A 21154-nucleotide genomic window follows, 5' to 3' on the forward strand; every position below is an offset into this window, starting at 1 on the left:
CGACTCGTCCAGACCAGCGTGAAGAAACTCGTCAATAACAACTCGAAGTAACACAATCAGGGTCACGAGACACTAGGCAAGGTGCGGATCGTCATTGGTGATGCCTGTCGCCACTCCGATGAATGTGTTACCGGTCGAAGTGCCCAGAGCACCCTTGTAGTTGTAAATAGCCCACTGCATGCCGCTGAACGTGTTGTCATACACATTCGCGCCGATGTAGTAGTTGATGCCGACGCCGAACCTGTTCGTGCTTCCGATGTCGTGGATGTTGTTGCTGAAGACGTTCACGTTCCTCGCGGCGTTGAACGGACCGCCATTGATGCCGATGATCAGGATGCCGTCCGTGAACCTGGTTCCGCTGATGTCGTTGTCGTGGATATTGATGTTGTTGGCTGCCGCGTTCTGGAAGCCGCCGTAAACGATGCCAGGCAACGTGCCCGTACCGGTCGTGGAGCCGCCGACGATCGTGTTGTGGTGAACGAATACGTCGGAAAGGGTGTCTGTGGAGGAGTTCGGCTCAAGGTCGATGGGACCGGGCATTCCGGAACGGGAGCACTTGGTAAAGGTGTTGTTGTGCACCTCGATGTGCGTTCCGGCGATAACGGAAACACCGTTCCGATTGAAGTAGTCGGAGGTGAACTTGTTGTTCGGCCCGATGGTGCAGTTCTTGCCGGAACTCCCGATGTTCACATAGACGCCGTCGGCGATGATGTTCCTGAACTCGCAGTTCTTGACGATCACATTGCTGACGTTGCCCTGGATCCGCACGCAGTGGCGGAACTGGGACCAGGTGGCTCCCTGATTCGCGGCACGCCCGTCGAACTTGAGGTTGTCGATCGTGACGCCCGATCCACGCACCGTCAGGATCTCATCGCTGTGAGTGGTCGACTTGGTGGAGTTGTCCGGGAACCGAAGGGTGGCACCGTTGCCCTCGACGTAGCAGTTCGCCGGAATCGACAGCGAAGTGACCGTGTACGTCTTGCCCGCCGGGAAGACAAGGCGCTTGCCGGCGGCGGCATTGGCTGCCAACTGGGGCGTGGGGTAGTCCGCCACGAGAACTTTGCCGCTGTCGCGGGAAGGGCGTAGTCCTGCGGCCAGAAGGGGGATTGACACTATCGCCAACATGGACCTTCGGGAGATGGGGCTGGAACTGGAGAGTATCTCCACCGGTGATCTCTGTGCTCCGAACAAACCAAGAACTCCATGCCTCTGGAACAATCATAACGGTCGGCGCTGCTCGAGTGGCGCACTCTACCTCACGTCTTCTAGAGCGCCAGTCCGGGTGTCCCAGGTGCTTTCCCTGAATTGATCTTTATCGGTGCTGTCTCTTCGGGGACTGCGAGCATGTCGCAGAGATGGCGGCTTCAAGGTCTTTCCGCTGGCCAATTACTCGGCCGAAGGCCGCCTGTCTGTACGGCAGTTACCGACGAGAGTGATCAAACATTATGAGCACCGGCAACCGAGCGGAGCCGGTGAGGTCCGGCGCCCGTCACTTAGCCGCTTCGGTGAAGCGGTCGAGCAGTGCGTCCAGCCCGGCCGCCAGGCCCTTTGGCCCGCCCCGTGCGGCGAGTGCGGGGGCGGTTTCCCGGAGCCGGGGCAACTCGTGGGGCGGCATGCGGTGCAGTCCGAGACGGAAGCCGGGGTCCGGCTCCTCGGGGTTGTCCACCATGGGCCGCAGCTCCGCGGACACGTAGCCGAGAAGCCACGCGGTGTAGGCGCGGAACGCGGCCGTGACACGGGTCTCGTCCAGACCGGCCTCACTGAGCAGGGTGAGCACCCTCTCGTGGTCCTTCAGGACGGCGAGGGGGCGCTGGGCCAGTGGGACCGCCAGCATGCGCGTGGTGAGCAGCGGGACCGCCTGGGGATGGGAGAGGCAGACGTCGTACGTCGCCGTGGCGATGCGATGGAGTTCGCTGCGCCAAGCAGTCTTCTCCGCGCTCGTGCCCGGCTCGGCGGCCAGCCGTTCCTCCAGCTCGAGGTACAGCGCCTCCACCAGGCCGTCCAGAAGGGCGTCCTTGCCCTCCGCGTACCGGTAGAGCGCCATCGCCTCCACGCCGAGCTCGGCGCCCAGCCTCCGCATGCTCAGCGCGGACAGGCCCTCCCGGTCCACCAGCTCCAGGGCGCTGGCCAGCACGCGTTCGCGGCTCAGCCGTCCGTAACGGCCGCGGTCGCTGGCGCGGCGTGCCGGACTGGCTCCGGCGCCTTTCCCGCGCGCTTTCGCCTGCTCCTTGGCCATGCCCCGCCTCCAACTGGTCGACCTGCGCCATGTCCCGTTTGTGTTGACTCTATACACCCGCAGGTGGAGAGTGTACGTATACGTCGTAAATATACGTCTTGTGCACGGCGGTGCCATCCCGCCGCGCGAGCCACACCGGGAGCGACAAATGACAGTCCACCGTCTCCGGCCCCGGCAAGAATCCGCCGATCGTGCCCGGCCCGCCCTGAACGGTGCGCCTCCCACCGATGCCCGCACAGCGGAGCCCACGGGTGCGCCGGACGTGCCCTTCGCCGTGACCTGGATCAGCCCGGAGGCCCGGAGGGCAGCACAGGACGTGCTTGCCTCGGGCTGGGTGACCACCGGTCATCAGACGGAACTCTTCGAGAGCGAGTTCGCGGCTCACGTCGAGGCCGAGCACGCCATCGCGGTGAGTTCGTGCACGGCGGCGCTCGAACTGGCGCTGCGCGCCCTGCGGCTGCCGGCCGGTGGGGCAGTACTGGTCCCGGCCGTGACCTTCTGCGGCGCCGCACACGCGATCCTGCACGCCGGACTGCGGCCCGTGCTGGTCGACGTCGATCCACGCACGGCGACACCGACTCCGGCCACCGTCGCCCGCGCTGTCGCGGCCTGTGGCGGACCCCAGGCGATGATGGTCCTGCACTACGCCGGGGCCCCGGCGCCGGTGGCCGAGCTGGCGGAGGCCGCGGGGCTGCCCCTGACGCACGTCGTCGAGGACGCCGCCCACGCTCTGGGTACGTCCGTGGGCGACAGGTCCGTGGGAAGTCTGTCGAGAGCGACCTGCTTCAGCTTCTACGCCACCAAGAACCTGCCCATCGGTGAGGGCGGCATGGTGACCACGGACGACGCGGAACTCGCCGTGCGGATCCGCCGCGCGAGGCTGCACGGAATGTCCGCCGACGCCTGGCGACGAACGCTGCCGGGTGGCCGCTGGCAGTACACCGTCGAGGAGGCAGGCCTGAAGGCCAACATGACGGACGTACAGGCCGCCATCGGGCGAGCCCAGCTCCGTCACTTCGACGACTGGCAGCGACGGCGGCACGTCCTGGCCGCACAGTACGAGACGAGGCTCGCGGCCGTTCCCGGGATCGAGCCGCTTGACGTCCCCACCCCGGGGCGGCACGCCCGCCACCTGTACGTGGTGCGGGTGCTCGAGGAGTACGCGACCGGCCGCGGCGAGCTGGTCGACAGGCTGGCAGGGCATGGCATCGGTACCTCCGTCCACTTCATCCCCCTGCATCACATGCCGTACTTCCGGCGCACCGCTCTCACACCGCTCGGCGGCCTTCCGGGAGCCGACGCGCTCTTCCCCCAGCTGCTGTCCCTGCCACTGCACCCGCTCCTCACCGAGCAAGCCGTCGACCGGGTCTGCGCAGAGCTGGCCCGACTCACGCCTCGAAGGGCCGCTGCAGCACGTAAGCAGGTGAGCCGGCCGGCTCGGCCACGCAGCGTCATGGTCCATCCGTACTCGGAGGGCCCCTGATGTTCGCGCGCCGCCAGTGGCACCAGTGGACGCCGAGGCAGGCTCCCCGGAGAGGCCGCCGACGGCACCGTGGGCTGCTGTTCCTGCTGATATGTGTGGTGGTGGCGGCGCTCGGTGTGCTGGGACTCGGTGTCGGCGGCACATGGTGGGCCACTGAGCACTACGGCGACCAGGTCAAGCGGATACCCCACGTCTTCCCGCAGGGCCCGCGGCCCGAGGCCGGCGAGGGCACCACGTTTCTGCTCGCCGGTGTCGACAGCCGCTCCGCGAAGCCCACCACCGGGGACGACGCCACAGCCGACCTGTGGAAGGTCGGCGCCCAACGGAGCGACACCCTGATGCTGGTTCATCTCGGCCCCGGCGAGCGCACGTCGTACACGGTGTCAATACCCCGCGACAGCTGGGTGCCCATCCCCGGACACGGACACGCGAAGATCAACGCCGCGTTCTCCTGGGGCGGCCCTCCGCTCCTCATCCAGACGGTCGAGCAGCTCACAGGAGCCCGGGTCGACCACTTCGCCGTCATCGACTGGCACGGCTTCAGGGCACTCACCGACGCGGTCGGCGGGGTGCCCATCGCCGTGTCCGAGAACTCCTACGACCCCGAGCAGGGGCGGCGCTTCCAGGCGGGGACCCACACCATGAACGGCGAGGAGGCGCTCTCCTACGTCCGGCAGCGCCACGGCCTGCCCGGCGGGGAACTGGACCGCATCAAACGCCAGCAGCAGTTCCTGCGGGTCCTCGTCGACGAGATCCGCGGCGACGTGAGCGTCACCAACCCGCTGAAGGTCGACCGGATGCTCGACGCCATCACCCGCACCGTGAGCGTCGACCACCGGCTGTCCAACGGCGACCTGCGCGACCTCGTGTTCGGCCTGCGCCACCTGGACTCCGCGGACGCCTATTTCACCACCGCGCCGATCGTCCGGTCGGACATGATCGACCGCCAGTACGTCCTGATTCTCGACCGGGCCGGCTTGCGAGAGCTGTGCCAAGGGTTCGAGACCGGGCGCCTGCCCGGCATCGTGAAGTGAGGCCGTCACGTGCGCCTCCGTCACCGTATGAAGCGATTCCCGGACCAGTCGGCCACGTCGAACCCGGCGGGGCAGGGCGAACCGGCGGACGTGTGCGCCACTGTGTCCGCCGGCCCGGCCAGGAGCCTCGCCTCCGGCATGGGCTTCAGCGCGCTCGCGCAGATCGCGCCGCTGCTGACCAACCTGGCGCTGACGCCGTACCTGATCCACCGGCTGGGGCTGGACCGGTTCGGCGTCTGGTCGCTGGTCCTGGTCTTCCTGGCCACCCTCACCGTGCTGGACGGCGGAATCGGCGCCTCACTGGCCCGCTTCTACGCCTACCACGGAGCCCGCGGCAACCGAGAGGGCACGGGTCGACTGGTCGTCGGGTCGGTGGCGGTCTTCCTCTCGCTGGGCGCGCTCGTCACCGGGCTCGCCGCGCTGATCGGCCCCACGGTGGTATCCGTACTGAGCGTTCCACCACCGCTGACGGAGGAAGCCGAGCACCTGCTGCTGGCTCTAGGCCCGCTCCTCACCCTGGCCCTGATCTCCAACTCCGCCATCGCGCTGCTCCAGGCGAACACCCGCTTCCGCAGCCTGGCGGCCGTCAGCGCAGGATCGTGTCTGACCTACGGCGTCGCCGTGACGATGTTCGTCAAGGACGGGCAGGACCTGGTGCTGCTCGCGGTGCTGACCACGATCAGGTACCTGCTGGTGACGGTCGGGGGCTTCTGCGCGGGGGCACGCCACATCCGCATCCGGCGACCGCTGCTGCCCCGGCCGACCGAACGACGTGACTTCGTCGGCTACGCCTCCCGCATGCAGTTGTCGGGCTTCACCGTCTTCCTCAACGGAGAGATCGACGCCCTGGTGGTCGCCGCGCTGCTGCCGGTGCGGTATGTGGGCATCTACGCCGCCGGATACCAGGCCGCCACCGCCCTGCGCAGCCTGCCGCTCTACGCCTTCCCCCCGATCCTCACTCGAATGACCCACGTCTACGCGGCGCACGGACTCACCGGAGCAATACGGGAGTTCCACGTCCTGCAGTCCCGCTGGCTGCCCGTGGTCCTCACCTACGGGGCGGTCACGACCACGGCGGTGGGGCCGGCGGTCCTGGTGTGGCTGGGCCCCGAGCTCGCCCTCAGCGGAGCGGTGGCCGCCGCTCTGCTGGTCGGCTACGTCGTGCAGGTGGCGTTCACCGGGATGCGTACCTGCTTCGTCCGGTCGATCGGCCGACCTGGGCTGGAGACCCGGTACTCCTGGTGCTCGACGGTGGTGAACCTGGCGCTCACGGTGCCACTGACCCTGCTGTTCGGGGTCGTCGGTGTCGTCATGGCGACCTCGATCGGACTCGTCGCGGGTTCCCTGTACCTCGTCGTTCTGTGCCGGCGGCTGGCGGGTCTGCGGGACCGGCACCTGCCGAGGCGATGGCTGTCGGCGACCGCGACGGCCGTGATCACCGCCGGTCTCGGAGAGCTCTTGATGCTGAGGCTCGGATGGCACGGCGCGCTGCCGCTGTTGCTGGCCGGTCTCCCGGTGCTGGTCGGCCTCGGTATCGCGTGGTCGCTCATGGCCCGCGAACTCACCCACGCTCCGCACACGTCGGAGCGAGTGCCCGTCAAGGAGGAGGCATCATGACCCCAACCACCGTGGACAGGCCCGGGGTTCGGCAAGGCAAGCGTGTCCTGATCGTCGCTCAGCTCGACGGGTACGCGAACAGCGTCAAGCCCCTGGCCATCGAACGGTTCCTGCGCGAACACGGTCACGACGTGCAACTGGTGGACACCAACTGCCTGGCCCGGGCATCCAGCACCGCTGGTTCCCTCGGCCGGATGCTCCCGGGATCCCCGCGCCCCGCAAAGCTGGCACTGTACGCGAACGACGTCGTGTCCAAAGTGCTCACCCGGCGGTGGCACCTTGGACGACGTCACCTCTCGTACTACGTGCTGCTGACGGACCACCACCTGCGTCGGCGCATCCTGAACACCGATCTGGCCCTGGACGACTTCGACCTCGTCATCTGCGAGACCCCGTTCGACGCCGGTGTGCTCACGACGGGCACATCGGCCGAGACCCTCTACGACTGCCCCAATCCCTGGGCCGACGAGGTGTTCTACGAAGGCCGGCTCACCGGTCGGCAGCACCGGAAGTTCCGCCGCTGGGAAAAGGACTTTCTGGAAGGAATGGAGCACCTGTCGTTCTCCTGGGAGACCTACGGCCGGTACGCCCAGGCACATTACGGGCTCAGCGGGGACAACTTCCTTCAGCTCAACTGGGGTTGCACGCCTGCAGCCGACCGGGTGCGGTTCGCCAGTCCGCCGCGCGTGGCGTACGTCGGGTCCCTCAGCGGCCAGTTCATCAACCTCCCCCTGCTCGGACGGCTCAGTCGGCTGTACCCCCACATCGATGTCTACGGCGGCCCGCCGCCGGACCCGTCCCTCGGCATCCGCTACCGCGGCTACGCGTCTCCCGAGGTGCTGCGCGAGTATCAGTTCGGATTGATCACCTGTACGCGGGACCCGATCCGGGAAGAGGGTTTCTCGGCCAAGCACCTGCACTATCTGGCATACGGTCTTCCCGTCCTGGTCCCGGCCTGGCGGCGCCACCTCGACCTGCTCCGAGGATCGGTGCCGTACACCGAGGAGAACTTCACCACCGTCGTCGACTCGCTGAATGACGAGGCCGGTTGGAACGCGGTCAGCCACGAGGCATACGAACAGGGACGGCGACTGGACTGGAACCGGACCCTGGATCCGCTTCGACGGTTGCTGGACGGATCGCTCGGGCGACCCGAGCGGGAAGCCGTGGCGGCAGTGAGGTCCGAGTCCCCATGAGCACCGCACCCGGACGCCTCACCGTCGACGTCGTGATCGTCAACTGGAACGCCGGCCACCACCTCGGAAACTGTCTGCGCTCCATTGCCCGAACCGACCAGTCCGTGCTCCATGTCGGCAAGGTGGTGGTCGTCGACAACGCGTCGAGGGACGGCTCCGACCGGGACCTTCAGGTTCCCGGCCTGCCGCTCAGGTGGATACGGAACACCGAGAACCGCGGTTTTGCCCGGGCATGCAACCAGGGCGCGGCGTTGTGCGACTCGGAGTTCCTGCTCTTCCTGAACCCGGACACCGAGCTCTGTCCGGACACCCTGCGGATCACTGGTGAGGCTCTTCGGACACCCGGCGCGGAAGGCTTCGGGATCTTCGGGGCGCACATGGTGGACGAGCAGGGACGCCCGCAGGTCTCCTGCTCCAGGTTCCCCAACCCGCGCATCTACGTCGGCAGGATGACAGGGCTCGACCGGCTGGCGCCCGCTCTCTTCCCGGCTCATCACATGCGACCGGAGGAGGTGCCCCGCTCGGGTCCTGTCGATCAGGTCATAGGCGCGTTCTTCCTGGTACGCCGACCCCTGTTCACCGAACTGAACGGCTTCGACGACGGCTACTTCCTGTACCTGGAAGAGGTTGACTTCGCCTTGCGGGCGCGGAGGCTGAGCTGGCCCTCGTACTACATCAAGGAAGCACGGGTCCATCACGTCGGCCAGGTCAGCTCGGTTCAACTCGGACCGTGGCGGCACTACCTGCTGCTGTGCAGCCGTACCCGTTACATGTTCCGGCACTGGCCGAAGTACCAGGCGTGGCTGCTCACGGCCCTGAGCCTGTCCGTGGAACCGGTGGCCCGGATGGTCGGGGCGGCGCTGCGGGGACAACGCGTGGAACTGCGGGCCACGCTCGCCGTCCACCGGGAGTTCCTGCGGTGGCTCCGTCGCGATCACGAGCTGGGCCCGCCGTCGGCACCGCCCGCTGCGGCACGGCTTCGTCAGACGGCGACATCACAGCGCGCGCGTCCTGCGCACGCAAGGAACGCTCGGAAGGCAAGGCAATGAGGTTCACACGGGTTCTCGTCACCGGAGGACAAGGGTATCTGGGGTCTGTCGTCGTCGACTTGTTGTCCCGCAGCGGATTCGAGGTCGTGTCACTGGACAGCGGCTACGTGGCGGACACGCGGACCCCCCTGCCTCATGTGACGTATGTGCACGGGGATGTGCTGGATCCGGCGTCCTGGCAGACAGCTCTGGCGGATGTCGAGGCAGTGGTCCACCTCGCCGCGATCGTCGGAGATCCCGCGTGCGGGGTCGATGAGGACCTGGCGATGAGGACGAACTACCTGGGCACGATCCGAGTCGTGGAGGCATGCAGGAAATTCGGTGTGGGGCGGATCGTCTTCGCGTCCACCTGCAGCAACTACGGAAGTACCGAGGGCGAACAGGTCGACGTCTGGTCCCCCCTCAACCCCCAGTCGGTCTACGCGCAGACCAAGGTGCTGGCGGAGCACTATCTCCTCTCGCCGCATGAGGGCGGACCGGAGCCCTGCATTCTGCGCTTCGCGACCCTGCACGGACTGTCGCCCCGCATGCGCTTCGACCTGGCCGTGAACATCATGACGGCCACCGCCCTCGCCCAGGGCCGCATCGTGGTCCACGGAGGATCTCAGTGGCGGCCCTTCATCCACGTTCGTGACGCCGCCTCGGCCATCCTCAAGTGCCTCAGACGAAGGCCGGGTTCGCAGGCCGTGGTGTACAACTGCGGCTCGAACGAGGAGAACTACCTGATCAAGGATCTCGCCGAACTGATTCGGCACGAGGTTCCCGGATCGGTGACCGACATCCTCGGGGACGTGCAGGACCTGCGGAACTACCGAGTGGATTTCTCCCTCATCCGACAGACGCTCTCGTTCACGAACAGTTTCCGTGTCGTCGACGGCGTACGCGAGATCCGCGACGCGATGATGAACGGCGCATATGACGACTACCTCTCGCCGCGTTACAGCAATCATCTACGTGCCCTTGATGTGTCGCATCAAGGAGTGCTCTGACCATTCAGCGAGAGTGCGCCCGTCGGTGGACGTTTCGCGCGGCGTCCAGCAGGACGGGTGGGGTCACGCGCTCCACGGCCCTGCGGGCGCGTCCCTGGCGTTCCCCCGGCCGTGCCCGGTAGACGGTGCTGTGCTGGGAACTGCGTTCCTCCGCCGGGCGGCCGTTCGTGTAGTAGTAAAGCGCGAGCGAGCGCCGGGTCCGGTCGGGCGGGCAGGCCAACGGGTCCGGGTGGCCGTGGTAGGAGAAGTCCGTCGTCGCAAAGACGACAAAGCGGTTGAACACGGGAAGGACGTCCGCCACGGCGTGCGTCATCTTCCTGTCCCACAGCTCCAGGGCGCCACCGTAGGACTCCTCCCAGTCCTTGTTCAGATAGACGATGGCGTTCAACCGGCGGTCCAGGCGCAGCTTCTCGTGCCAGTTGAAGTCCGCGTGCACCTTGAGGAACCCGCCTCGCTCGATCTGATGGAGGCCCCCGCCTTCGAAATACGGGTCCGGCACGAGGCCGTCGATTCCGGTCAGCCGCTCGAGAAAGCCAAGGAAGGTGGCCGAGTTGAACTGAGTGAGCAGGTGTCGGGTGAACTCCCCGAAGAACGCGTCCCCTTCACTCGCCAGCTTCTTCGAGGTCGCTCGCTCGAATGTCTTCCAGGGGACCTCGCCGGGCTTGGGGAACTCCGACAGGACCGTGTCCAGGACCCATTCGGGCAGGAAGTCGTCAAGAACGATGTGGGGAAACGGCTCGGCCGTGCGGAAACGGCCGCGATGCAGGTCGGCGAGGTCCGACAGGTGCTGATCCGAGAAGTAGTAGGAGTCGAACATGATTCACCCTCACCGTAGGTGTTCAGCTCTCCTTGCGAATCTATGTCTCCGGTCGCGAGCCTGCCACCGGGGCCGGCTCGGCCGTGTGTCTCTCCGGCATCTTTGCCGTGGCGCTGCGGCGGGCACCGATCGGCATGAGCGTGGTGGCGAGGAGCGCGAAGGTCAGCGAATTGCTGATGTCGAAGGCCCAGGGACGTTCGACGATCGAGCCCAGCAGGACGGGGAGCAGGACACAGGCCGCGGCGGGCACCCCTCTGGCGCCGTCCCGGAACAGGAGATACGCCAGCAGCGCGACGAAGAGGACGACTGCGACCACTCCGCCCGCGTACAGCACGTCGATCCACTGATTGTGCAGCGAGGGTGAGACGGCGGCGGGAATCTGCCCTTCCGGATACTTGGCCGACCATGCCTTGCCTCCGTACCCGAGAAGTGGCGAGTGGGCCCACTCCTCCTTCGCCATGTCCCAGATGGCGGCGCGCAGCCGCAGGTCGCCGAAGTACTCATGGCGGAGCGGCACGACGACGCCCATGACGGCCGTCGGGAGGAGGACGGCCATGGCAAGGAGGTTGCGTCCGGGTGCACGGCGTTCGGCCCCTCCGGCCTCCTCGTCCCGGAGCCTCGGGCGCAGCACAGCCAGCAGGAACACCGTGCCGACCGCTGCCGTGCCGGCGAGCACACTCCCGGTGGCAGCCGCCAGGAAGGCGAGGTAGCAGGCCAGGAAGATCCGCACTCTTCCGCGCAGACCCAGCCAGACGAAGGGGACGCACATGAGCAGCTGCAGGCCGAAGATGTTCTCGTTGGTGAAGACACCCGCGTAGTGGACTCCGAGAACATTGCACGCGTTGTCGGCGCGGCACGGGCGTATGACGCTGGCCGGTTCTATCAGCGCCTCGACCCCGCCGATCACGGTGAACAGCATGCCGACCGCGGCGCCGCCGAGGAACGCGGAGCGTCCTGGACGCCCGACTGCCGCCGCGAGCAGGACCGCCAGCAGGGTGAGCTGTCTCGGCGTCCACAAGGGCTGACCGTGAAGACCGTCGGACGCACAGAAGGTCAGGACGATCACGAAGGCGATGAGCGGTGCGCCGTTGAGGCGGGCACGGGCGACCAGCAGCCGGTAGAGGATGAACGCCACACACGCGACCAACAGCAGGCCGTTGGAGACCACGCCGATCCTGTGCACCGACTCGGGAAATCCGATCACGGTGTGGCCGAGGGGATCCAGCCGCTCCTTCCGGCCCGAGCCGATCACGTGTGCGGCGGTCTGCGCGTTGGCCAGCGCGCCGACCAGTAGGACCAGGGTCGCGGTGAGGTCCCAGTCCCTGAAGGCGTGGGCTCTGCGGAAGGCCACCGCCCAGGGGATCAGGGCCAGCAGGGCCAGGATCCCGATGATCAGCACCGAGGTGGACTGCTCCTGCGGCATGCGCAGCCTCCCTGTGCCTAGTCGCGGTGGCCGGCCCGGGCGTGGACGCCGGTCGACACGGGCGCCGGTTCACCCTGAGGCGTCGGCCGGCGGCCGGGGACCGGGGCGTCGCCCGCCCTCGTCACCTCGCTGCCGGGATGGCGGCCGTTGAACCTCTCGGCGGGCAGGCCGGTGAGAACGGCGCCGAGGACGCGTGCGTGGACGGAGTCCAGGCTTTCGAGCGCACGGCGGACCAGGTCGTAGCGCATCTTGTTGGTTCGGACGACGAGAAGTACGGCCTCCGCCTCCGAGGCGAGGATCGCCGCATCGGCATAGGGAAGCAGCGGAGGGCTGTCCACGACCACGAGATCCGCGTCCGCCTCAAGGGTGCGCAGCAGGTGCGTCATGTACGGGGACGGGAGCAGTGCGCTCGGGTCCGGTGGCGGAGTGCCGCCTGGCAGCACCCGCATCAGCCCGTTTCCCCAGCTCTGGAGCGCGACGTCGAGTTCTGCCTCACCGGTGACCACGTCGGTCAGTCCGGGCGTGTCAGGAAGGTCGAGTGCCCTGGCCAGACGTGGTCGGCGCAGATCCCCCTCGACGAGGACGACACGCCGTCCGGTCCGCGCGACGTTGGCCGCCAGGTCGATGGCGGTCTCGGTCCTGCCCTCGGCGGGCAGGGCGCTGGTGATCAGCAGCGAGCTCGGCATGCGCCCGTCGCTGGAGAAGCGAAGACGAGTGGTCAGCTGGCTCAGCGCCTCGTCTCGCCTTGTCGTGCCGACGACCTGGCTCGAGTGGGCGTGACGCCGTGGGGGCTTCGGCAGAGCACCCAGGGTGGTGATGCCAAGACGGCGCCGGACGTCGCCCGCGGAGCGGACTGTGGCGTCGAGTGACTGACGCAGTACGGCGCCTGCGGTGCCGACGACGACACCGCAGAGCAGCCCGATCGCCAGGTTCAGTGCCGGGCGGGGGCTTGTGGGTGACGACGGCGGTCCGGGGTCACCGATAACGCTGGCCTTCACCAGCGGTGGGGCGTCCGTGGACGCCTTCTCGATGTTGTCGATGTACTTCGTGAACTGGACTGCGGTCTCGTCGGCGATCGCCTGCGCGCGTGCGGCGGATCGCTCCTGCACCCGGATGTCGACCAGGGTCGTGTCCAGGGGCGCCTGTGCGCTGATCTTCTTCGCGAGTTGCTCGGGTGTCATGTTCAGATTCAGGTTCGCTATGACGCCCTGAAGCACAGCGGGACTGTTCGCGATCTTCGTGTAGGACTTCACCCGCTGCTGCGTGAACAGACCGCCCGCGTACGCGTTGGAGCTGTCCTTGTCGTTGGTGGCGACGAAGAGCTGCGCCTTCCCCGTGTACGTGCGCGGCGTCACGGCCGTCACAGCGACCGCCGCGCCAAGTCCCAGCAGGACGCACACCACGACGAACCGCCAGCGTCGGCGCAGCACATCGATGAATTCGCGGAGATCCATGCGAGCTCCTCCAACTGCCCGTACTGCCGCCTTGACTCCTGACGGACATCAAGGCATATTCCTGTTTACAACGTAAATGTACGGTATCAGCGTTAAGCGTGGGATGTGAAGCCATGGATGGTCACCCGGATCACTGCGCTGTCACTCCCTACAACCGGAAGGCAGGCAGCTCGCGGGTCCGCGTCTTCGAATGGCTGGACCGCGTCGACGCCGACTTCACCGTCAGCAGCTACGCCTCGCTCGCCGACGCCGCCCCGTCCCGTCTCGCCCGGCATCCCATGGCCGTGGCGCGGGCGGAACTGCGACTGCGTCGACTCGCGACCGCGCGACCGAGCCGTCTGCTGCTGCACCGGGAGGCGTCCCCGCTCAGCCGCGGCTGGTGGGAGCGCCGCCTGCTGTCGAGCGCCGAGTTCGCCGTGTACGACTTCGACGACGCCCTGCAGTGGGACCGGGGTGCCGGAGGCCTGGCGCGCAGGCTGGCACCCAAGGCCGACAAGGCGCGGACCGCCGTGCGTCACGCGGACCGCGTCATCGCGGGCAACGACATCCTTGGGAACTGGGCCGCGCAGCATCATCGCGACGTCGTGGTGATCCCCAGCTGTGTGGCGCCGGAGGACTACACGCCGAAGATCTCCTACGCGCTGCACGACCCACCACGGCTCGGCTGGATCGGCTCGCGCGACAACGAGGCGTACCTGCTTCTGTTGGCAGGTGCGCTCGAAGAGCTCCACCGCCGTAGCGGCGCCCGCCTGACCCTCGTCGGTACGACGCAGCGTTCGCTGGGCCGTCTGGAAGCTTTCATCGACCGTGTCGCCTGGAGCCCGCACAACGAGCGAACCGCGCTGGCCGGCCTCGACATCGGCCTGATGCCTCTGCCTTCGACCGCTTACAGCCTGGGCAAGTGCGGCTACAAGCTGCTCCAGTACGGCGCCGCGGGCGTGCCCTCGGTGGCCACGCCGATCGGGGTGAACGCCGACATCCTGCGCCAGTTCCGGATGCCGGCCGCCCGCGACGGCGCTGAATGGACCGAAGCGGTCCAGGAACTGCTGGACGGCTCGGACGCGGTCCGGGAGCGGCTGGGGCGCGCAGCCCGCGCCGTCGTGAGCCGCCGGTACTCCTACGACGCCTGGCTCTCTCGATGGACGGCGGCTCTGGAACTCCCCGGGCCGCCGTCATGACGGCGGCAACCAAGGAAGGGACACCCTCCATGGACACCACTGACGATCTGCGGCACCAGGCTCTCCCGTGCATGACTCCGGTGCGCCTCACGGTGCCTCGTCGTGCCCTGGACGTCGTCGTGTCGCTGGCGCTGCTCGCGCTCCTGTCACCACTGCTGCTGCTCCTGACCGTCCTGGTGCGCACCACGAGCGGCGGGCCGGCGATCTTCCGGCAGCGGCGCATGGGGGAAGGCGCACGCGAGTTCACCCTCTACAAGTTCCGCACCATGCGGCAGGACGCCCCGGGTCCCGGGCTCACCTGTTCCTCCGACTCGCGCGTGACCGGCACGGGGCGGCTGCTCAGGCGCTTCGGCCTTGACGAACTGCCCCAGCTGGTCAACGTCCTGTTCGGGGACATGACGCTGGTGGGTCCGCGCCCGGAGGCGGCCGACCTGGCTCACCGCTACCCGCCCCAGTACCACTGGGTGTTCCGTCATCGCCCCGGCCTCACGGGACCGTGTCAGCTTCGTTCCCGCTCCGACGCGGTGCTGCTCGAAGGGAGGCCGGACCCCGAGGAGTACTACCTCGAGGTCATGGTCCCGCGCCGGGCCGCGATGGACGAGGAACTCCTGGCGCACCTCACCCCGGCCACCGTGGCTCTCTTCGTCGCGCGCACGCCGTGGTACCTCCTGTCCGCCGCCTGGGACGGGTCCGGGAGGTCCTCAGGGGGAGTGGGCGGGGATACGGGCCGGTGCACCGAAGGAGGCCGATCCTGATGCGTGCCGTCGTGACCGGAGCAGCCGGATTCATCGGCTCCCACCTGTGCGAGCATCTGTTGTCCTGCGGCGACGACGTCACGGGCGTCGACGCCCTGACGGACTTCTACGATCCCGCGTGGAAACGGGAGAACCTCCATTCCCTGCTCGACCAGGACCGTTTCACCTTCCGGCAGGACGATCTGCTGGCGGCCCCGCTGGAGCCGCTCCTCGCCGACGCCGACGCGGTCTACCACCTCGCCGGACAGCCCGGCGTGCGAGGCTCCTGGGGACCGGAGTTCGCCGTCTACGTGGAACGCAACGTCCTGGTCACCCAGCGCGTCCTGGAGGCGGCCCGCGCCACCGGCCTGCGTCGGCTCGTGTACGCCTCCAGCTCGTCGGTCTACGGGGACGCCGAGACGTACCCGACCAGGGAGACGGCGCGCCCCAGACCTGTGTCCCCGTACGGCGTGACCAAGCTGGCCGCGGAGCATCTGTGCGAGACGTATCGCACCGCTTTCGGCGTGCCGGCCGTCTCCCTCCGGCTGTTCAGCGTCTACGGCCCCCGGCAACGACCCGACATGGCGTTCTCCAGGCTGGTCACGGCGGCCTTTGCGCAGCGTCCCTTCGCGCTCTACGGAGACGGAGAACAGAGCCGTGACTTCACGTATGTCGGAGACGTGGTCACTGCCATGCGCAAGGCCGCGCTCTCCTCGTGGACCGGCGTCGCCAACGTGGGCGGTGGTTCCGAGGTGACGATGAACCAGGCCGTCGCCCTGCTCCGGCTGATGGGTGCTTCCGTCCGTGTGGTGCGGGTACCGCGCCGGGCCGGTGACGCCCGCCGTACGGCCGCCGACATCACGGTCGCCCGTGAGGCCTTCGGCTTCCGGCCCACGACGGGCGTGCGGGACGGCCTCGCGGCGATGGTGGAGGCCGCGCGGATGGGCCGGTCGGTGCCGGCCGCCTGACGCCCGGGCGGTGTCAGACCTGTGCCCCGCAGTAATAGGTCAGGATCTCCCCGGCCGACAACTCACCGTCCTGCTTGCGACCCAGGAAGTAGTAGGCGGTGGCGTCATCCATCGCGTACCTCGCCGGCACCAGGCGGTCGAGGGTACGCAGCCAGAACAGCAGCCCTCGCGCCGCCTGGCCCGCCCGAGTGGAGCGGGTCAGGCCGCGGACCAAGTGGTCGACACTCCACAGGAGCTGGGTGCCGGGACCGGTGAGAGGGCCGGCGGCGAGCTCCTCGAAGCGGCGGAAGAGGTAGCGGTGGCCGCTCGCGGTGAAGCGCGTGAAGTCGTGGGCGCCGGCGTGCACTTGCTGCAGAAATGGGGTTTCGGCGTAGACGAGCCCCTCGTCCTTCAGGACCCGGTGGACCTCCGCGACGACCCCGGCCGGATCGAGTACGTGCTCCAGTACGGCTTGTATCAGCACGGCGTCCACGCTCGCCGGGGGCAGCGGGATCTGGTGGGCGTCCGCGATCACCTGTGTTATGGCGCTGCCGACGATGTCGAACCCGATCACCTGGACGCGCGGATCGCGGTAGATCGCGCCCACGCCGTTGCCGACGGTGGCGCCGCCGACGACGAGCAGCCGCGGTGCGCGACCGGGAAGGCTGCGCAGCAGGAGCTCGACGTTACGGGCGGCGACGCGGTTGGGCGGTTTGAGGGCGCGGCGCAGGGGTGCCGGAAGACCGTCGGCGCCGGTGGAGGGCGGCCTCCTGGAATCCGTGCCGTCGGCCCTCGCCATGACTGCCTTGCGGTCCACGACGCTGCGCTTGAAGTCGACGAGGACCGGCCACCGGCCTGCGACGGGGAAGGACAAGGGCGCGTGGCAGGGGCACTCAGTCGCGGTGCAGTTGAAGCCGCCGGGCCGCGCCGCCAGCGGCGACCTGCAACGCGGGCAGACCAGTAGATGCTCGATCGCCTTCCCGTCGGCCAGGACCATGTGCGTTCCTCCTGCGGTCTCCCACGGTCGTCCCGTATAGACCATCTTCCGATGAATTGACCTGCAACGCCCGATGAGCGAAGATGTACGTATACGTCGTAAACATACGGCTTTGGACGGGATGATCGACCATGCTGAACGCGACGCGCGTGACCGGTTCGGGGCAGTCAGCCAGGAATGCCGTGAACTGGCCCGCGCCGCCCCCGCAGGTGGCACCGGCGGCGACGCTGCCGACACCGCCGGTGCTGCCCCGCATCAAGGTCCTGCACGTCATCACCCGCTTCGTGGCGGGAGCCGGTGGCAACACACTGCTGTCGGCCGAGGGAATGGACCCGGAGCGGTACGAGGTGTGGATCGCGGGCGTCCCGGGGGGCGACCTTTGGGACCGGGCACGTGCCGCCGGGCTGCGCACGGTCGAGATACCGGGGTTCCGGCACACCCTGACCCCCATGGACCTGCTGGTGCTGTGGCGGCTGGTGCGCCTCATCAGACGCGAGCGGTTCACCGTCGTGCACACCCACTCGGGCAAGGGCGGCTTCCTGGGGCGGGCCGCCGCACGGCTGTGCCGCACGCCGGTGGTGGTACACACCTTCCACGGCTTCAGCTTCCATCCGTACATGTCCCGCCGCAGGCGCATGGCGTACCGCTGGCTGGAACGGGCGACACGGCGTTTCACCCATGGGTTCCTCGCCGTCGCGCCGCGCGTAGCCGAAGAGGCGGTCGAAGAGCGGCTCGCCCCGCCGGGCCACGTCCACGTGGTGCCGTCGGCGGTGGATCTGGGGCACATCCCCGAGCGGTTCGACCCAGTCGCCCGCCGTGTGCTGGGCGTGCCCCGCGAGACGGCCCTCGTCGGCACCGTCGGCCGACTCGACTACCAGAAGGCACCCTGGGACTTCATCCGCATGGCGGCCGCGATCCGTGCCGCTCGCCCCGACACCGCGTTCGTCGTGATCGGCGACGGGCCGCTGGAGGACGAGGCCCGGCGGCTCGCGGCCGAACTGGACGTGGACGTCACCTTCACGGGATACCGGCCGGACGCATCGTGGCTGGTGGCAGGGCTGGACGTCTTCGTGATGACATCGCTCTACGAAGGCCTCGGCCGGGCGCTCACCGAGGCGCTGGCCACCGGTCGCCCGGTTGTCACCACGGCCGTGAACGGTGTGCCCGACCTGGTCGAGCACGGTGCCACCGGCCTGCTCGTACCACCGGCCGACCCGGAGGGGGAGGCACAGGCGGTCGGCTGGTTGCTCGACCACCCGAGGGAGGCCGCCGAGATGGGGCGGCAGGGCCGTCGCCGGGTTCGTACGTCCTTCGATCCCCAGGCCATGTGCGCGGCCGTCGACGCCTGTTACCGCGACCTGCTCGGCCTGCCGCCCCTCCTTGGGCCGTCGGCCATCGGCCCGAGCCGTACCCAGGAGGCCGCCTCAGGCCCTTGACCCGAGTGTCGGGGTCCTTCCTTCTCGATCCCTGAACCGACCGGGCGTCCATCGGTGTTACGCCTCCGACAATGCGCCCACGACGGAGACCACCATGCGCCTGACAGTCATCGGCACCGGCTACGTAGGAGCCGTCCACGCCGCCTGCATGGCGGACATCGGACACGAGGTCCTCGGCGTGGACCTCGACCCGGAGCGGATCGCCGCGCTGGCCGCCGGCCGGCCTCCGTTCTTCGAGCCCGGGCTCGCCGCGATGCTCCAGCGCACCGTGGACACCGGTCGGCTGCGCTTCACCACCTCACTCGTCGAGGCCGCCCGGTTCGCCGACACGCACTTCGTCTGTGTCGGCACTCCGCAGCTGCCCGACTCGGGCGCCGCCGACCTGCGCCATGTCGAGGCCGCCGTGGACGGTCTGGCCGCGCAGCGGACCGGCCGAGGGGACGAACCGGTCCTGGTCGTCGGCAAGTCCACAGTGCCGGTCGGCACGGCGGACCGGCTGGCCCGGCGGTTGCGTGCGGCCGCCGGGCACGTCGACATCGCCTGGAACCCGGAGTTCCTGCGGGAGGGCTGCGCGGTCCAGGACACGCTGCGGCCGGAGCGCATCGTGGCGGGCGTCCGTACGGCGCACGCCGAGGCCCGGCTGAGGGAGATCTACTCACCCCTGACCGCGGCCGGCGCCCCCTTCATCGTCACCGACACCGCCACCGCCGAACTGGTCAAGCTCGCCTCGAACTCCTTCCTCGCCACGAAGATCTCCTTCATCAACGCCATGGCGGAGATCTGTGACGCCACCGGCGCCGACGTTCTCACCCTGGCCGGGGCGATGGGCGCGGACCCCCGCATCGGCTCCCGCTTCCTGGCACCCGGCCTCGGCTTCGGCGGCAGCTGCCTGCCCAAGGACATCCGGGCGTTCACCGCCCGCGCCGAGGAACTGGGGCTGGGCGATTCCGTGGCCTTCCTCCGGCAGGTGGACGAGATCAACACCCGGCAGCGGCGGCGGACGGTCGACCTCGCCGAGCAGGTGGTCGGCGGCTCCTTCACGGACCGCAGCGTCGCGGTCCTCGGTGCCGCGTTCAAGCCCCGCAGCGACGACGTGCGGGACTCGCCCGCGCTCGCGGTCGCGGAGGCCGTACGACGTCGGGGCGCGCAGGTCCGCGTCCACGATCCGGAGGCGGTCGACAATGCCCGAGCCTGCCACCCGGCGCTGCAGTTCGCGCTGGACGTGAACAAGGCGTGCGAGCAGGCCGACGTCGTACTGCACCTCACCGAGTGGCCCCAGTACCGGGACCTCGACCCGGCCGCCCTGGCCACGGTCGTACGGACCCCCGCCATCGTCGACGCACGCCACACCCTCGACCCGGACGCCTGGCGCTCCGCGGGCTGGACGCTGCGCGCACCGGGCCGACCCCGGCTCGGCTGACCCGGGAGGAGGAACCATGCGTGTCGTAGTGGCCGGCGGAAGCGGCTTTCTCGGATCGCATCTGTGCGAGGCCCTGCTGAGCCGGGGTGACAGTGTCTGCTGCCTCGACAACTTCTCCTCCGGCCGTGCCGCCAACATCGCCCACCTGCTGCCCGCGCCCGGCTTCGAGTGCATCACCTGCGACGTCACCGCACGTTTCCGGGTCTTGGGCCACGTCGACGCCGTCGCCCATCTCGCGAGCCCCGCCTCGCCGTACGACTACCACAACCACCCCCTGGAGACGCTGGCCGCCGGCAGCCGGGGCACGGAGAACCTGCTGCAGCTCGCCCTTCGCCACCGGGCGCGGTTCGTCCTGGCGTCCACCAGCGAGGTCTACGGCGACCCCCAGGTGCACCCGCAGGACGAGGACTACTGGGGACACGTCAACCCTATCGGCCCGCGCAGCGTCTACGACGAGGCCAAGCGCTACGCCGAGGCCCTCACGATGGCCTACCGCCGTACCCGGGACGCGGACACCGGCATCGTGCGGATCTTCAACACCTACGGGCCCCGCATGCGGGCGCACGACGGCCGCGTGGTCTCCACCTTCGTCAGGCAGGCCCTCGACGGACAGGCCCTGACCCTGTACGGCGACGGCAGCCAGACCCGCAGCTTCTGCTACGTCGAGGACATGGTCCGCGGCCTGACCGCCATGATCGACTCACCCCACCCGGGCCCCTTCAACCTCGGCAACCCAAGGGAGCGGACCGTTCGGGAACTCGCGGAACTGGTCCTGCTGCTCACCGGGTCGCCCGGCGGACTGCGCTTCCTCCCGCTGCCCGTCGACGATCCCGTCCGCCGCCGCCCCGTCATCGACCGGGCCCGCGCAGAACTCGGCTGGCACCCGCAGGTGCCGCTGGACGAAGGCCTGCGCCGCACCTTCGCCTGGTGCGCCGAGCAGCCCGAGCCCCGCGTACCGCCGTCGGACCGATCCACAGTGGGGTGGCCATCATGAAAGCACTCGTGCTGTGCCGCGGAGCGGGCACCCGCCTTCGCCCCGTCACCCACACCCCGGCCGAGCAACCGGCCCCCGTCGCCGGAAAACCTGTGCTGTTCCATGGCCTGGTCTCGCTCATCGGCCACGACGTCGAGGTGACCCCCGCCC

Annotated in this window: 18 protein-coding genes and 1 pseudogene; 13 read left to right on the top strand and 6 right to left on the bottom strand. The window is 68.7% G+C overall.

The genetic code is table 11. The annotated features are described in order from the left end of the window. Positions 1–72: 72 nt before the first annotated feature. Positions 73–1053, bottom strand: a complete 981-nt coding sequence (locus AC5P09_RS44630) for a right-handed parallel beta-helix repeat-containing protein (protein WP_493879408.1) — start codon at positions 1051–1053, stop codon at positions 73–75. Between the two features lie 436 nt (positions 1054–1489). After that, positions 1490–2236 (bottom strand): TetR/AcrR family transcriptional regulator, encoded by a 747-nt coding sequence (locus AC5P09_RS44635; protein WP_493879409.1) that lies wholly within the window; start codon positions 2234–2236, stop codon positions 1490–1492. Between the two features lie 262 nt (positions 2237–2498). Here AC5P09_RS44635 and AC5P09_RS44640 point away from each other — a divergent pair, with 262 nt between their 5' ends. The 6 genes from AC5P09_RS44640 to AC5P09_RS44665 are packed head-to-tail and all read left to right on the top strand — an operon-like array spanning position 2499 to position 9604. Next, on the top strand, positions 2499–3719 hold the full coding sequence (locus AC5P09_RS44640; RefSeq protein WP_493879410.1) for a DegT/DnrJ/EryC1/StrS family aminotransferase: 1221 nt from the start codon (positions 2499–2501) through the stop codon (positions 3717–3719). After that, entirely contained in the window at positions 3719–4753 is a 1035-nt protein-coding gene (locus tag AC5P09_RS44645; protein WP_493879411.1) for an LCP family protein, read from the top strand. Before AC5P09_RS44640 ends, AC5P09_RS44645 begins: the two co-directional genes overlap by 1 nt. A 27-nt stretch (positions 4754–4780) precedes the next feature. Next, positions 4781–6370, top strand: coding sequence for an oligosaccharide flippase family protein (locus AC5P09_RS44650; RefSeq protein ID WP_493879412.1), 1590 nt, complete (start codon positions 4781–4783; stop codon positions 6368–6370). Beyond that, positions 6367–7566, top strand: a complete 1200-nt coding sequence (locus AC5P09_RS44655) for a glycosyltransferase family protein (RefSeq protein ID WP_493879413.1) — start codon at positions 6367–6369, stop codon at positions 7564–7566. Before AC5P09_RS44650 ends, AC5P09_RS44655 begins: the two co-directional genes overlap by 4 nt. Further along, on the top strand, positions 7563–8615 hold the full coding sequence (locus AC5P09_RS44660) for a glycosyltransferase family 2 protein (protein WP_493879414.1): 1053 nt from the start codon (positions 7563–7565) through the stop codon (positions 8613–8615). The genes AC5P09_RS44655 and AC5P09_RS44660 overlap by 4 nt, the downstream gene beginning before the upstream one ends. Continuing rightward, positions 8612–9604 (top strand): NAD-dependent epimerase/dehydratase family protein, encoded by a 993-nt coding sequence (locus AC5P09_RS44665; protein WP_493879415.1) that lies wholly within the window; start codon positions 8612–8614, stop codon positions 9602–9604. The genes AC5P09_RS44660 and AC5P09_RS44665 overlap by 4 nt, the downstream gene beginning before the upstream one ends. Before the next feature lie 4 nt (positions 9605–9608). On the opposite strand, the gene AC5P09_RS44670 is transcribed toward AC5P09_RS44665, so the two are convergent. Genes AC5P09_RS44670 through AC5P09_RS44680 form a run of 3 tightly spaced genes read right to left on the bottom strand, consistent with a single transcriptional unit; the run spans position 9609 to position 13298 of the window. Beyond that, positions 9609–10421, bottom strand: coding sequence for a 2OG-Fe(II) oxygenase (locus AC5P09_RS44670; protein ID WP_493879416.1), 813 nt, complete (start codon positions 10419–10421; stop codon positions 9609–9611). Between the two features lie 40 nt (positions 10422–10461). Then, on the bottom strand, positions 10462–11844 hold the full coding sequence (locus tag AC5P09_RS44675; RefSeq protein WP_493879417.1) for an O-antigen ligase family protein: 1383 nt from the start codon (positions 11842–11844) through the stop codon (positions 10462–10464). A gap of 17 nt (positions 11845–11861) precedes the next feature. Beyond that, positions 11862–13298: a tyrosine-protein kinase domain-containing protein gene (locus AC5P09_RS44680; RefSeq protein WP_493879418.1), complete on the bottom strand. Its 1437-nt coding sequence runs from the start codon at positions 13296–13298 to the stop codon at positions 11862–11864. 113 nt (positions 13299–13411) lie between these two features. Here AC5P09_RS44680 and AC5P09_RS44685 point away from each other — a divergent pair, with 113 nt between their 5' ends. The 3 genes from AC5P09_RS44685 to AC5P09_RS44695 are packed head-to-tail and all read left to right on the top strand — an operon-like array spanning position 13412 to position 16178. Continuing rightward, entirely contained in the window at positions 13412–14476 is a 1065-nt protein-coding gene (locus AC5P09_RS44685) for a glycosyltransferase (RefSeq protein WP_493879419.1), read from the top strand. A 29-nt stretch (positions 14477–14505) separates the two neighbouring features. Continuing rightward, positions 14506–15231, top strand: a complete 726-nt coding sequence (locus AC5P09_RS44690) for a sugar transferase (protein ID WP_493879420.1) — start codon at positions 14506–14508, stop codon at positions 15229–15231. Then, positions 15231–16178 (top strand): NAD-dependent epimerase/dehydratase family protein, encoded by a 948-nt coding sequence (locus AC5P09_RS44695; protein WP_493879421.1) that lies wholly within the window; start codon positions 15231–15233, stop codon positions 16176–16178. Before AC5P09_RS44690 ends, AC5P09_RS44695 begins: the two co-directional genes overlap by 1 nt. A gap of 13 nt (positions 16179–16191) precedes the next feature. Here AC5P09_RS44695 and AC5P09_RS44700 read toward each other — a convergent pair whose 3' ends face one another. Continuing rightward, positions 16192–17154 (bottom strand): class I SAM-dependent methyltransferase, encoded by a 963-nt coding sequence (locus tag AC5P09_RS44700; RefSeq protein ID WP_493879422.1) that lies wholly within the window; start codon positions 17152–17154, stop codon positions 16192–16194. Between the two features lie 182 nt (positions 17155–17336). On the opposite strand from AC5P09_RS44700, the gene AC5P09_RS44705 reads away from it, so the two are divergent. From AC5P09_RS44705 to AC5P09_RS44720, 4 genes and pseudogenes are all read left to right on the top strand, one after another. Next, positions 17337–18590 carry a glycosyltransferase gene (locus AC5P09_RS44705; RefSeq protein WP_493879423.1) on the top strand — a complete coding sequence of 418 codons (1254 nt, stop codon included), beginning with the start codon at positions 17337–17339 and terminating at the stop codon, positions 18588–18590. 94 nt (positions 18591–18684) lie between these two features. Continuing rightward, positions 18685–20010 (top strand): UDP-glucose dehydrogenase family protein, encoded by a 1326-nt coding sequence (locus AC5P09_RS44710; RefSeq protein ID WP_493879424.1) that lies wholly within the window; start codon positions 18685–18687, stop codon positions 20008–20010. Positions 20011–20026: 16 nt separating this feature from the next. Next, positions 20027–21004 carry a UDP-glucuronic acid decarboxylase family protein gene (locus AC5P09_RS44715; RefSeq protein WP_493879425.1) on the top strand — a complete coding sequence of 326 codons (978 nt, stop codon included), beginning with the start codon at positions 20027–20029 and terminating at the stop codon, positions 21002–21004. Beyond that, a pseudogene (locus AC5P09_RS44720) lies at positions 21001–21123 on the top strand (sugar phosphate nucleotidyltransferase); the annotation flags it as partial. The gene AC5P09_RS44715 and the pseudogene AC5P09_RS44720, both read left to right, overlap by 4 nt. Positions 21124–21154: the final 31 nt, after the last annotated feature.

This window comes from Streptomyces sp. a15 (assembly GCF_059026085.1).